Here is a 14,003-nt window from a genome sequence, read left to right as displayed (position 1 = left end):
ACGGTTTAGTTTTGTGATGCGGCTCACTCTGAGCCAGGAATAAAAGCGACTACTCTTTGCATCAACGCGCTGAACTAGCGTGCACAAATTATTAATAACAATAACTTAGATTATTCTCGTGTCTGGCGGGAGGACATTGTGCAACCTGAACATATTACCCTCAACAACCCTCTAAAATGCAGGGGTGATCTGCATAAACTGGTGAATGAATTATTGAATGCCGTTTCGCCATTCTTTAAAAAAGAGGCCAGTGGTGTCGACCTGGCAAATTTCACCGCTCATTACGGGCAACAAATTGCCAATATGGAAACTTTCTCGCGCTTGTTGTGGGGCGTGACGCCACTTTTGGCGGGAGGGTACGAGCCTGAGCAACTCTCTTTTTATATCCAGGCCATAAAAAACGGTACTAATCCTGACCACGCAGAATATTGGGGCGAAGTGGCTCCTTACGATCAGCGCATTGTGGAAATGGCGGCCTACGGATTGATGCTGGCGGTGGCGCATAAACCGCTGTTGGCGCACTTTAACGAACAGGAGAAACACCATCTCTGGCAATGGTTAAAGCAGAGTGAAAACCACGATATCCCGGATAACAACTGGCATTTCTTCCCGATTCTGGTGCAGGTCGGCTTCCATCATTGCGGTATGCCAAACAATGCCGATGCGCTGGATAAGCATTTTGCTGCAATGGAGCCTTATTACCTCGGCGACGGCTGGTATTCCGATGGTCCAGGTCGCCCACGTGATTACTATATTTCGATGGGCTTCCATTTCTACGGGCTTATCTATTCCAAATTAATGGCCGATGTTGACCCGCAGCGCTGCAAAATATTGCGCCAGCGTGCCACGGAATTTGCCGCTGATTTTATTCATTTCTTCGCGGATGACGGTGCCGCGATTCCGTTCGGTCGCAGCCTGACTTATCGCTTTGCCCAGGCCGCCTTCTGGAGTGCCGCCGCCTTTGCGGGCCTCGAAGTCTACGAACCAGGTGTGGTGAAAGGCATTGTGCTGCGCCATTTGCGCTGGTGGTTGCAACAACCGCTGTTTGACCGCGATGGCGTATTGAGTGTGGGTTACAGCTATCCGAACCTGATTATGGCGGAAGATTACAACGCACCTGGCTCGCCATACTGGGGGCTGAAAACCATGCTGGTGCTGGCATTAGGCGAAAACGATACGTTCTGGCAGGCGCAAGAATTACCGTTACCGACCCGTGAAGCTGAACACAGCATTCCTCACGCTGCGCAAATTTTGGTTCACCAGGATAACCATTTGTGGATGCTGACATCCGGGCAACTCGAGCTGAATAACTTCGTTAATACCGAAGCCAAATACTGCAAATTCGCCTATTCCACACGCTACGGTTTCACTATTGAACGTGGGCGCTACGGGCTGAACCATGCGGCACCTGACTCGATGTTGCTGTTATCCGAGAAAGATAACTATTGGCGTGGACGTCGCGAATGCCAGCACGTCACCACCGTCGACGGCATGATTTTCAGCCGTTGGCTGCCGTGGAATGACGTCATTATCGACACCTGGCTGGTGCCGCTTGGCGACTGGCAGGTACGGGTGCATCACATCAAAACCGCGCGGGAACTCGATTGTGCCGAAGGCGGTTTTAGTTTGCCCAATCGCCCGCTGCCGCACGCCGATCTCTCGTTGGCAAACAGCGTTCTCAAAACGGCTACCGATACCAGCGCTATCACCTGTTTAAGCCCGCAATCCCGGAACGGAGAGCAGGTTTTAACTCCACCAAACAGCAACTTATTGTTCGCCGAACGCGCAGCCATTCCGCTGCTGCGCGGTGAATTAAACGCAGGAACGCATCTCTTAATCAGCGCCGTTTGGGCAGGGGATTCTGAAGGATTTGATGAACACGCTTGCCCGCAAGCCATTATCAGCGAGGGCGCAGTACGCCTGGTGATGGGCCACCACCAAAAGCATGTATTGTTTCTGGAGAACCATGAATGAATAGTTCAACACCAACGCGTACCGCTCAAATAAAAATGAGCACCTTTATCTTCCTCTACTTTTTCACCTGGTCTTCGAGCTTCGGGTTATATGCCCTGTGGTTGAGCCAAAAAGTAGGATTAGACAGCATAACCATCGGCAGCGTTTTTGCGATTAACGGCGTTTTTGCCGTGGTGATGAAACCGGTCTACGGCTACATCATGGACAAAATCGGCATGAGCAAATGGCTGCTCTATTTTGTCTGCGCCATCTCGGCATTAATGGCCCCGTTTTTCGTCACGGTTTATCAACCGCTGCTGCTTTCGCATACCACCATTGGCATTGTGATTGGCGCGTTTTATCTGAGCCTCGGCTGGTATGCAGGCGTTGCGGCGTCAGAATCTTATGCCGACAGATTCAGCCGCTTATATGGCCTGGAATTTGGCCGTATCCGCATGTGGGGTTCGCTCGGTTGGGCGATGGCTGCATCGGTTTCCGGTTTGCTGTTTAACTACACGCCGCTGGCAAACTTCCTCGTCAGCAGCACGACCTCCGTATTGATGTTGCTGGTGCTGATCAGCCTGAAAATTGGCGATGAACAACTGCGCAATAACAATGTGATTTCAGCGAATAAAATCGTCTTTTCCGATGTTCTGATGCTGCTGAAAAACCGTAAGTTCTGGATGTTCAGCCTGTATGTCGCAGGCGTGGCATGGATGATGTTTGTTGCTGAACAGCAATTCCCACGCTACTTCGTCTCTTTCTTCGATACCAAAGAGCAGGGCAACGCCTGGTACGGCTACCTCAGCACGCTGCAGTCCGGCATGGAATTCGTAATGATGATGTTCATCCCGGTGCTGGTAAACCATTACGGTGCCAAAAAAGGGTTGTTGCTCTGCGGCTGCGTCGTCGGTTTGCGCCTGATAGCGTCCGGCCTGACCACCGATCCGCTGGTGATTTCCATTATCAAACCGTTCTACGGCGTCGAAATTGCCCTGCTGCTGATCTCTGTGTTCAAGTACATCGCCGAGCATTTCCACCAGAAGGTCAACGCCACCATGTATCTGCTGGGTTATCAGGCGATGATTTATGTCGGCTCGGTAGTAGTGGCACCGCCTGCAGGCTATCTGTACGACAAAATCGGCTTCGCACACACCTACTTAATGATGGGCTGCTGCGCGCTGGTCTTCACCCTGATTTCCGCTTTCACACTCTCGCGTTGCCAGTCAAAACGCGCTGAATCTCAGACATTCTCACCCGCTTTAGACACTTCACCGGTCGAACCGGTAAAACATTAATTAAGGAGACGTTATGACCCGTTCTGTAGTCACTGAAAAAGTTGTGACCGAGCCACTGCGCCCTATTGAATTGCATCAAGTAGACCGCCTGGCCCTGAAACGCAAGCTGGATGCGGCTTTGCAAAGTGTCACTAAAAAGCTGGATAAGACCATTGTTGCCATCGGAGACAAATTCCCTAACGAAGCCTGTGAAGGCGGCAAATGGAAACCTTCGGAGAATAATGAGTGGACCACCAGTTTCTGGCCAGGGCAACTGTGGCTGGCATGGGAGATGACCGGCGATGAAAAATATCGCCAGGCGGCAGAGCGTTATCTGCCTTCTTTTAAAGAGCGTTTAGACAAGCGCATCGAAACCGCGACCCACGATTTGGGCTTCCTTTACACGTTGTCGTGCGTTAACGCCTGGCGTTTAACCGGCAATGAAACCGCTCGCCAGACCGCGCTGCAAGCGGCGGATATTCTGATGGAGCGTTTTAACCCGGTGGCAAAAATCATTCAGGCGTGGGGCGATTTGAATGATCCAGAACAACAGGGGCGGATGATTATTGACTGTAATATGAACCTTCCGCTGCTTTATTGGGCAAGCCAGCAAACGGGCGACGAACGCTACGCGCAGGCTGCCACGGCACATGCGGAACAGGCGGCGAAGTACATTGTTCGCCCGGACGCTTCGACATTCCATACTTACTATATGGATGTAAAAACCGGCGAGCCGCGGTTTGGCAATACGCATCAGGGTTACAGCGACAGCTCATGCTGGTCGCGCGGGCAGGCGTGGGGCATCTACGGTTTTTTGCTAACGTATTTGTATACCGGCGACAAGAGCATGGTGGATCTCACCCGCAGCCTGGCGCATTACTTTATCAACCGCCTCCCGGAAGATGACGTGTGCCACTGGGATCTGGCGTTGCTGGGCACCGATGCGGTGCGCGACAGTTCAGCCGCGGCGATCACCGCTTGTGGATTGCTGGAACTGGTGAAAGTACTGCCGGTGCTGGACGAACATCGCGCCCACTACGAAGAGATGGCGCTGCGTATTATCCAGTCGCTGACCGATAACTATCTGGCGCGTGACGATGAGCCATGTGAAGGTCTGCTGAAACACTCGGTCTACCACATGGCGAGCGGCAAAGGGGTGGATGAATGTTGCAGTTGGGGAGACTATTTCTACCTGGAAGCGCTGGCACGTGTGCGCCAGGTGTGGAGTCTCTACTGGTAAGTTTCTCGCCCCCGTAATGTTGCGGGGGCAACATGGAGAGTGATGATGAAAACCGTTGCAGTGTTACTGGCACCAGGTTTTGAAGAAGCTGAAGCCATTGTTACTATTGATATTCTGCGTCGCCTTAAAATAGAAGTGCGCACACTTTCTTGCGTCGATACCCGTGCGGTGGTGAGTTACCACGATATTCCGATGGTGGCAGACGCTACGCTGAGTGAATGTTTTGATGAAACATTCGATGCCGTTGTGCTGCCTGGCGGCCCAGACGGCAGTGTCTTTCTGGCCCAAAGCGCTAACGTGATTGCTTTCGTGCGTCGTCATGACGATCTTGGCAAGTTTATCTGCCCGATTTGCTCTGCTGCAGCACGCGTCCTGGGTGGTAACGGTTTGCTTAAAGGCCGCCGCTATGTCTGTTCTGGTGATTTGTGGCAACAGGTGACGGACGGTGAATATGTTGATGCTGACGTAGTCGAAGATGGCAATCTGATAAGCGGTAAAGGGTTAGGGAAAGTATTTGATTTTGCCCTGACCATTGCCGCGCGACTCGAAGGCGACGAAGCCCCAGCGCGAGATCACGCGGAGCATATCTATTATCAATGGTAATAGGTCAGGAATAGCGGTGGGTGAGCGCAATACTTACCCGCCTTCTTCAATCTGTATTTCTATAAATCAGCTTATCCACCTTAGCGCTGAATTTATGGATAAATCTGCTAGTCCATATTTCATTTGTCCGACATAACGCCCTATTTTTATGTCTTTTATTGCTGAATACATGCACGGTCTTACTGTATTTCTGCCATGTGATTGCGCTCTCCTATGGACTATTAATTTCCCGCTACAACTATCTCCAGCCCAGAAGCAAAAAGCTCATACGGCTAATGGCTTGTTTTAACTAAACCTTACCCTACAGAAAATAAAATCGAGCTGGAGAATACCATGCACAAATTTACTAAAGCGCTAGCGGCAATTGGCATTGCTGCAATTATGTCACAATCCGCTATCGCAGAAACAATGAAGCTGGGTTTCCTGGTGAAGCAACCAGAAGAACCATGGTTCCAGACCGAATGGAAATTTGCTGATAAAGCCGGGAAAGATCTTGGCTTTGAAGTGATTAAAATTGCCGTTCCCGACGGCGAAAAAACTCTTAATGCTATCGATAGCCTGGCCGCCAGCGGCGCGAAAGGCTTTGTGATTTGTACTCCCGATCCAAAACTGGGTTCGGCAATTGTGGCGAAAGCCAAAAGCTACGACATGAAAGTCATTGCCGTTGATGACCAGTTCGTCAACGCGAAAGGCAAGCCAATGGATACCGTGCCATTAGTGATGATGGCGGCGACCAAAATCGGTGAACGCCAGGGGCAAGAGCTGTACAAAGAGATGCAAAAACGCGGTTGGGACGTGAAAGAATCCGCGGTAATGGCGATTACGTCTGACGAGCTCGATACTGCCCGCCGCCGTACTTCTGGTTCAATGGAAGCTCTGAAAGCGGCTGGTTTCCCGGAAAAACAAATCTATAAAGTACCGACCAAATCTAACGACATCCCAGGGGCTTTCGATGCCGCTAACTCCATGTTGGTTCAACACCCTGAAGTGAAACACTGGCTCATTGTTGGCATGAACGACAACACCGTGCTGGGTGGTGTGCGCGCCACTGAAGGGCAGGGCTTTAAAGCCCCGGATGTTATTGGTGTAGGGATTAATGGTGTGGATGCCGTCAGTGAACTGTCGAAAGCGCAGGCCACTGGCTTCTACGGTTCACTGCTCCCAAGCCCGGATGTACACGGTTATAAAAGTAGCGAAATGCTCTACAACTGGGTCACCAAGGGTGCAGAGCCACCGAAGTTCACTGAAGTTACCGACGTGGTGCTGATCACTCGCGACAACTTTAAAGAAGAGCTGGCTAAAAAAGGCCTCGGCGGCAAGTAATCTCTTTGGCGGATGAGGTTTATGCCCATCCGCCCTTCAACATTGGGGTATGTCATGCAACATAAGACACCGTATCTCTCTTTTCGTGGTATAGGCAAAACTTTCCCCGGCGTGAAAGCCTTACAGGACATCAGTTTCGACTGTTATGCCGGGCAAGTTCACGCACTAATGGGGGAGAATGGCGCAGGGAAATCAACGCTCCTGAAAATTTTAAGCGGCAATTATGCTCCAACCCAAGGCTGTATTGCCCTGCGCGGTGAGGAAGTGGCTTTTGCCGACACTCCCGCAGCGCTTAATGCCGGAGTCGCGATTATTTATCAGGAGCTTCATCTGGTGCCGGAAATGTCGGTCGCAGAGAATATTTACCTCGGACAGCTACCTCATAAAGCGGGGTTTGTGAACCGCTCCTTACTGAATTACGAAGCAAAGTTACAGCTTGAGCATCTCGGGCTGGATATTGACCCAAGCACGCCGCTCAAATATTTATCCATCGGCCAATGGCAGATGGTCGAAATTGCTAAGGCACTGGCACGTAATGCGAAAGTGATCGCCTTTGATGAGCCGACCAGTTCTCTCTCCCGTCGTGAAATCGACAACCTGTTTCGCGTCATCCGTGAGTTACGCGCCGAAGGCCGCGTGATCCTCTACGTCTCGCATCGTATGGAAGAAATCTTTGCTCTCAGTGATGCCATCACCGTGTTTAAAGATGGGCGCTACGTTCGCACCTTTGACGATATGAAGCAGGTCAGTCATGACTCGCTGGTGCAGGCGATGGTTGGGCGCGATCTTGGTGATGTCTATGGCTGGAAACCTCGTGAACATGGGGCTGAGCGTTTACGCCTAGATGGTGTAAAAGCCCCTGGTGTACGAACACCTATTTCGCTTTCAGTGCGTAGTGGTGAAATTGTCGGTCTGTTTGGTCTGGTCGGTGCCGGTCGGAGTGAACTGATGAAAGGCATGTTTGGCGGTACGCGCATCACCGATGGCAAAGTGTTTATTGATGGTGAAGTTATCAATATCAATAAGCCCGCCGATGCGATTCGTGCCGGCATGATGCTGTGCCCGGAAGATCGCAAGGCTGACGGTATTATTCCGGTGCATTCGGTGCGTGACAATATCAATATTAGTGCGCGGCGTAAGCATATTAGCGCCGGTTGCCTGATAAACAACCGCTGGGAAACAGACAATGCCGCCTCGCATATCCGTTCGCTGAACATTAAAACACCTTCTGCTGAGCAGCTGATCATGAACCTCTCCGGTGGCAACCAGCAAAAAGCGATTTTAGGACGCTGGCTGTCGGAGGAGATGAAAGTGATTTTACTTGATGAGCCAACGCGCGGCATTGATGTTGGGGCAAAACACGAAATCTATAACGTGATTTATGCCCTTGCTGCACAAGGTGTAGCTGTGCTGTTTGCATCAAGCGATCTGCCCGAAGTGCTTGGCCTTGCGGACCGCATTATCGTGATGCGCGAAGGGGAAATAGCCGGTGAATTGCTGCATGGCGAAACCAATGAGCAACAAGCATTAAGTCTGGCAATGCCAAAAACCAGTGCGTCTGCCGCATGAGTAAGGAGATAAAAATGTCTGCATTAACTACATCAGGTGACAGCAATAAGAAGTCGTCCCTGAGTCTTGGGCGTATCTGGGATAACTACGGCATGCTGGTGGTGTTCGCCGTTCTATTTATTGCCTGCGCTATTTTCGTACCGAATTTCTCTTCTTTCGTGAATATGAAGGGATTAGGGCTTGCCATCTCAATGTCGGGAATGGTGGCTTGTGGCATGTTGTTCTGCCTGGCATCTGGTGATTTCGATTTGTCCGTTGCGTCGGTGATTGCATGTGCCGGGGTCACCACGGCGGTAGTCATCAACATGACAGAAAGCCTGTGGATTGGTGTGGCGGCAGGGCTGTTGCTCGGTGTGTTATGCGGCCTGGTGAACGGTTTTGTTATTGCAAAACTAAAAATCAACGCACTTATCACCACTCTTGCCACCATGCAAATTGTACGCGGCCTCGCATACATTATTTCTGATGGTAAAGCGGTGGGTATCGAGGATGAACGCTTCTTTGCACTGGGTTATGCCAACTGGTTAGGGCTGCCTGCACCCATCTGGCTGACAGTTGCGTGTCTGATAATCTTTGGTTTCCTGCTCAACAAAACAACCTTTGGCCGTAACACATTGGCGATTGGTGGCAACGAAGAAGCGGCACGTCTGGCGGGTGTGCCAGTGGTGCGCACTAAAATCATCATCTTTATTCTCTCCGGATTAGTGTCGGCAGCAGCAGGGATTATCCTTGCTTCGCGTATGACCAGTGGCCAGCCAATGACGTCTATTGGTTACGAGTTGATTGTAATTTCAGCCTGCGTGTTGGGTGGGGTATCACTCAAAGGTGGGATTGGCAAAATTTCCTACGTGATTGCCGGGATTTTGATTCTTGGCACCGTGGAAAATGCCATGAACCTGCTGAATATTTCGCCTTTCTCGCAATATGTGGTGCGCGGCTTGATTCTGCTTGCTGCTGTCATCTTCGACCGCTACAAACAGAAAGCAAAACGCACGGTTTAACGGCTTGATTCTGGGTCGTGGGAGTACATTGTAGCGGTAAAGGGTGTGAGTCCTTTTTTGGGGGTGGATTAGCGAAAGCGACATCCACCATTTTTTTGTTATTAACATCGTTTAATTTTGCACAGATAAGATATCCAGCGTTTAAATGTGATATTGATTAGATTGTTAGTATTTCCCGCCATAAACTAATTCAAACCAGGATATAAATCACTGTAACAATCACCTGGCTAAAGTAGAGTCGGCAGCCTGAATTCGGCCTCAAGGAGATGAGCCAATGAGCAGTGATGTTAATTACACCAGTAGTAAAGTGCATGTTCCCGGGAATCGTAAGTTTGATACTACCTGGGTTCTTAGCCTTTTTGGTACGGCGGTCGGGGCAGGGGTGTTATTTCTCCCGATCAACGCAGGGATGGGCGGATTCTGGCCGTTAGTGGCGCTGGCGGTTATCGTTGGGCCAATGACCTGGCTTGCTCACCGGGGGCTTGCTCGTTTTGTCTTATCATCACGTAATCCTGGCAGCGATATCACCGAAGTGGTGGAAGAACATTTCGGAGCTAAAGCGGGCATCTTAATTACTCTGCTGTACTTCTGCGCTATCTACCCGATTTTGCTTATCTACGGCGTCGGCATCACTAACACCATCGACTCGTTGATGGTCAACCAACTCGGCATGGCTTCACCGCCGCGCGTGATTTTGTCGATTGTGCTGATTGTCGCGCTGATGGCGGTGATGCTGACGAGTGAACGTGTGATGCTGAAAATTACCGAGCTAATGGTTTACCCGTTAGTCGGCATCCTGCTGTTCCTTTCTTTATATTTGATTCCACACTGGAACACGGCCGCTCTTTCCCAAGTACCTACTGCGCTAGATTTCACTACAACTATGTGGCTGACTATTCCGGTGTTGGTCTTTGCTTTTAACCACTCTCCGGCTATCTCCTCATTTGCGTTGTCTCAGCGTCGTGAATATGGCAACCAGGCAGATGAAAAAGCCAGCCAGACGCTGCGCAAAACATCCACCATTCTGCTGGCGTTTGTTATGTTGTTTGTCTTCAGCTGCGTGCTAAGTGTAACGCCGGCAGATTTGATGGCAGCGAAACAGCAAAATATTTCAATGTTGAGCTTCCTTGCTAACAAATTCGATAATCCGCTGATCTCCATCTTTGGCCCACTGGTAGCAATTCTGGCAATTTCCAGCTCCTTCTTCGGTCACTACCTGGGAGCACGCGAAGGTCTGCATGGACTGGTGAAAAAAATTGCCCGCCACAACGGCAAGCGTTTTGATGACCGCAAGCTGAATAAAGCTATCGCTCTGTTCTTCCTGCTGAGCCTGTGGTTAGTGGCAACGCTTAATCCAAGCATCCTTGGCATGATTGAATCGCTGGGCGGCCCAATCATCGCGATGATCCTGTTTATCATGCCGATGTATGCTATCCACAAAATTCCTGCGCTGGCGAAATTCCGTGGCAAAGTGAGCAATATCTTCGTTACGGTTATGGGTCTTGTGGCTATTTCAGGACTTATCGCAAGCTTCTTCTGACACCTGCCATACCGAAACGCCAGGCCATATGCGGCCTGGCGATTTATCCTGGAAAATTGCGACACCCGTCACCCTGTCTATACTTACATGGCTAATCATAATCTACCGTTACGGTAGTAATACTAACTATGTAAGGAGGAGCCGCTGGTGGCTGAAGTTGCATCTGTACCGCCTCTACTTTCAGGAAACCTTGCCTTTTTCTTCGACCTCGATGGCACGCTTGCAGAAATCAAACCGCACCCGGATCAGGTTTATATTCCCGCTGCGGTGCGCACATTGCTGCAAAAAATGTCGGTCATGAGTGGTGGGGCGTTGGCATTGATTTCAGGGCGCTCAATGACTGAGCTAGATAAGCTCGCCACTCCATTTCACTTCCCGCTTGCGGGTGTGCATGGGGCAGAACGCCGTGATATCAATGATAAAACCCATGTAGTAACGCTCCCTGAACCGGTAGTAACCGCATTACATCAGCATTTAAGCAATGCGCTTTTACAGCTTCCGGGTACTGAACTTGAAGCTAAAGGGATGGCTTTTGCGCTGCATTACCGCCAGGCACCCGAAGCAGAAGAGGCTATTTTTGAATTGGCACAGCAAATGACACTGCGCTTTCCTGAACTGGCGTTGCAACCGGGGAAATGTGTCGTGGAGTTGAAACCTTTGGGCATCGATAAAGGTGCTGCTATTCGCGCATTTATGCAGGAGGCACCCTTTGCGGGCCGCACACCGATTTTTATTGGTGATGATTTAACAGATGAAGCAGGGTTTAAACAGGTTAACGCCCTTGGAGGGGTGACCATTAAAGTGGGAAATGGCGACACGATTGCTAACTTCCGACTGGCAAACGTGCGCATGGTTTATCACTGGCTTGGCAAATTAACGCATCACATAGAACAACAAAAGTCAGATATTTTACGGGGAGAAGATTATGAGTCGCTTAGTGGTAGTCTCTAATCGCATTGCACCACCGGACGATAAGAAAGGTGGTGCAGGTGGCTTGGCTGTGGGGATTTTGGGTGCTTTAAAGACGGCCGGAGGGCTGTGGTTTGGCTGGAGTGGAGAGGTCGGTGACCCCGATGCTGCATTACAAAAGACTAAACGGGGAAACATTACCTGGGCTTCTTTCAATCTCAGCAAAGAAGACTACGAAAGCTATTATCTGCAATTTTCCAACGCTGTCCTTTGGCCGGCCTTTCACTATCGCCTGGATCTGGTTGATTATCAGCGTGAAGCTTGGGAAGGCTATCAACGGGTTAATACCATGCTTGCGAGCAAGCTTAAGCCATTGTTGGAAAAAGACGATGTCTTATGGGTACATGACTACCATTTGCTGCCCTTCGCAGCAGATTGCCGCAAACAAGGGCTAAATCACCGCATCGGTTTCTTCTTACATATCCCATTCCCAACGCCTGAAGTATTTAACGCGCTCCCGCCGCATGAGGAGTTACTCGAAGCGTTGTGTGAATACGATTTACTGGGTTTTCAGACGGAAAACGATCGCCAGGCATTCCTGGATTGTGTGGCAAGTCAGACGCGGCTTGATAGCCTGGATAAAAACCAGCATCAGGCGTATGGCAATACTTTCCGCACTGAAGTGTATCCGATAGGTATCGAACCAGAAGAAATCAAAAAGAGCGCTCAGGGTCCGCTGCCGCCGAAGTTGGCGCAGCTTAAAGCGGAATTGGGGAGTATCAAAAACATCTTCTCGGTTGAGCGACTGGATTATTCCAAAGGATTGCCTGAACGTTTTCTCGCTTTTGAAGCGCTACTGGAAAATTATCCCCAGCACCACGGGAAAATCCGTTACACGCAAATTGCACCCACTTCGCGTGGCGATGTGCAGGCGTATCAGGATATTCGTCATCAGTTGGAAACTGAAGCGGGGCGCATCAATGGTAAGTACGGTCAGCTGGGCTGGACACCGCTGTACTATTTGAATCAACATTTTGACCGCAAGCTGGTAATGAAAGTATTCCGCCATGCGGATGTTGGCTTAGTAACTCCACTGCGTGATGGGATGAATCTGGTGGCAAAAGAGTATGTCGCGGCCCAAGACCCTGCTAATCCGGGTGTGCTGGTGTTGTCGAAATTCGCCGGTGCCGCAAACGAATTATCCTCCGCACTCATTGTTAATCCTTACGACCGTGACGACGTTGCCGCAGCCCTGGATCGTGCATTAACTATGCCTTTAGCCGAACGGATATCACGCCATAGCGAAATGATGACGGTGATTGAGAAGAATGATATTCACCACTGGCAGAAGCGGTTTATAGAGGACTTGAAGCAGGTTGCTCCACGGAATGAGGCGTTTGAAATGGGAAAGAAGGTGGCGACATTTCCTAAGTTGGCGTGACGCTATTCCACCGCCTATGGCCGGGCGGTGATTATTCCGTTCGCATAGATGATTTACCTGCATTGCAAACCCGCTAACGGTGAACGTACCAAGGGGATATCTTCCCCCTGACATCCCTCGTCAGATCATTAAATTACCATTTCACGGTAAGGCTTGGGCTATTTAAATCCGGAGCCAGGTCAAAATCGAATAAGCTTATGAAATTTTGTTTTGAAGTTAGCTTTGAGTGACATCAATTTTAAGATCAATACCCCTCTTACTTCTGATGATATAAGCCAAATTTAACTTAAATACTGCTTATCTCAGCGGAACGAGCAAAACATCAACCTGACTGGATGCTACCACTGCTTTCGCGGAGCAAATTATCTTGCTGAAAAAGGATTGATTGTGGTTACCACAAATCACTAAATCCACAGAACCCTTATTACATATTGCCAGAATGTGCTCACTTAATTCGCCGGTAGCAATAACCGTTTCTGAAATAGGGTAATTTGCCTTTTTAGCTAGCTCATCAATAAAAAGCTGAGTCTCTTCAAGCATTAATTCCCGCAGGTTTTCCATCATTGGTGCGGCAAATTGATTATAAAGTTCGGGGTCGGATGCGAGTGTAATCAGCGAAATTTCCCCATTCACCGGCCGGGCGATTGAAACCGCCTTTTCTACCAGGATCTGGCTTTCTGGACTGATGGCGACAGCAACCAATACATGTTGGTAACTCATAACAATCTCCTGCTTGTTGATAACAAATTACTTACATTTTCCTTACTACAACTCACATTCTTACGCAAGAATAGTACCCATGGAAAATGTGAGTCTGCTCATGGAAAATGATTAATAACTCTAATGTAAACAACTTGTGAAGCAGCCTGGATGCCTGGATAGCTCATTTTTCCATCAAACTTTAGTATTAATTTATATTGATACTGCGGCTGTCATCCTGGTGTAAGAATTTATCGCCATTCTTACACGAAATAGAAAACTTCAAGGCGTAATGTGCTAAAAACAAGCATTATCACAGCGCATTAAATTGCTTGGTAAAAAATGCGATATAAATCACATAGCTAACCAGGTCTTAAGACACGTTATTGATGGTAAGTCATCAGATTGTTAGGCAAACGAAAAGGTTTTACCAGATTAACGTAACGGT

11 protein-coding genes are annotated in these 14,003 nt (G+C 49.5%); 10 read left to right on the top strand and 1 reads right to left on the bottom strand.

The genetic code is table 11. The features are described from left to right. The first annotated feature begins 138 nt into the window (after positions 1-138). The 10 genes from GC128_RS13285 to otsA all read left to right on the top strand — a co-directional run bounded on the left by GC128_RS13285 (position 139) and on the right by otsA (position 12,856). Positions 139-1,974, top strand: coding sequence for a DUF2264 domain-containing protein (locus GC128_RS13285; protein ID WP_151994705.1), 1,836 nt, complete (start codon positions 139-141; stop codon positions 1,972-1,974). Further along, a complete protein-coding gene (locus GC128_RS13280) occupies positions 1,971-3,251 on the top strand; it encodes an oligosaccharide MFS transporter (RefSeq protein ID WP_151994704.1) in 1,281 nt (426 codons plus the stop codon). The genes GC128_RS13285 and GC128_RS13280 overlap by 4 nt, the downstream gene beginning before the upstream one ends. Positions 3,252-3,264: 13 nt before the next feature. Continuing rightward, positions 3,265-4,470, top strand: a complete 1,206-nt coding sequence (locus tag GC128_RS13275) for a glycoside hydrolase family 88 protein (protein ID WP_151994703.1) — start codon at positions 3,265-3,267, stop codon at positions 4,468-4,470. Between the two features lie 45 nt (positions 4,471-4,515). Further along, a complete protein-coding gene (locus tag GC128_RS13270; RefSeq protein ID WP_151994702.1) occupies positions 4,516-5,073 on the top strand; it encodes a DJ-1 family glyoxalase III in 558 nt (185 codons plus the stop codon). Between the two features lie 333 nt (positions 5,074-5,406). Beyond that, positions 5,407-6,396 (top strand): arabinose ABC transporter substrate-binding protein, encoded by a 990-nt coding sequence (locus GC128_RS13265; RefSeq protein WP_151994701.1) that lies wholly within the window; start codon positions 5,407-5,409, stop codon positions 6,394-6,396. 54 nt (positions 6,397-6,450) lie between these two features. Next, a complete protein-coding gene (gene araG, locus GC128_RS13260; RefSeq protein WP_151994700.1) occupies positions 6,451-7,965 on the top strand; it encodes an L-arabinose ABC transporter ATP-binding protein AraG in 1,515 nt (504 codons plus the stop codon). 14 nt (positions 7,966-7,979) lie between these two features. Further along, positions 7,980-8,966: an L-arabinose ABC transporter permease AraH gene (gene araH, locus GC128_RS13255; protein WP_151994699.1), complete on the top strand. Its 987-nt coding sequence runs from the start codon at positions 7,980-7,982 to the stop codon at positions 8,964-8,966. A 274-nt stretch (positions 8,967-9,240) separates the two neighbouring features. Next, the gene (locus GC128_RS13250; RefSeq protein ID WP_151994698.1) at positions 9,241-10,506 is read left to right on the top strand and encodes an HAAAP family serine/threonine permease; all 1,266 of its coding nucleotides are present in this window, start codon (positions 9,241-9,243) and stop codon (positions 10,504-10,506) included. A gap of 147 nt (positions 10,507-10,653) precedes the next feature. Next, a complete protein-coding gene (gene otsB / locus GC128_RS13245; protein WP_151994697.1) occupies positions 10,654-11,457 on the top strand; it encodes a trehalose-phosphatase in 804 nt (267 codons plus the stop codon). After that, positions 11,432-12,856, top strand: a complete 1,425-nt coding sequence (gene otsA, locus GC128_RS13240) for an alpha,alpha-trehalose-phosphate synthase (RefSeq protein ID WP_151994696.1) — start codon at positions 11,432-11,434, stop codon at positions 12,854-12,856. The genes otsB and otsA overlap by 26 nt, the downstream gene beginning before the upstream one ends. Before the next feature lie 297 nt (positions 12,857-13,153). On the opposite strand, the gene uspC is transcribed toward otsA, so the two are convergent. Beyond that, positions 13,154-13,576 carry a universal stress protein UspC gene (uspC, locus tag GC128_RS13235; protein ID WP_151994695.1) on the bottom strand — a complete coding sequence of 141 codons (423 nt, stop codon included), beginning with the start codon at positions 13,574-13,576 and terminating at the stop codon, positions 13,154-13,156. Between the last annotated feature and the right edge of the window lie 427 nt (positions 13,577-14,003).

Origin of the sequence: Buttiauxella massiliensis (assembly GCF_902500225.1) — a bacterium.
Classification (GTDB): domain Bacteria; phylum Pseudomonadota; class Gammaproteobacteria; order Enterobacterales; family Enterobacteriaceae; genus Buttiauxella; species Buttiauxella massiliensis.
This window is presented reverse-complemented; position numbering and strand designations above follow the sequence as displayed.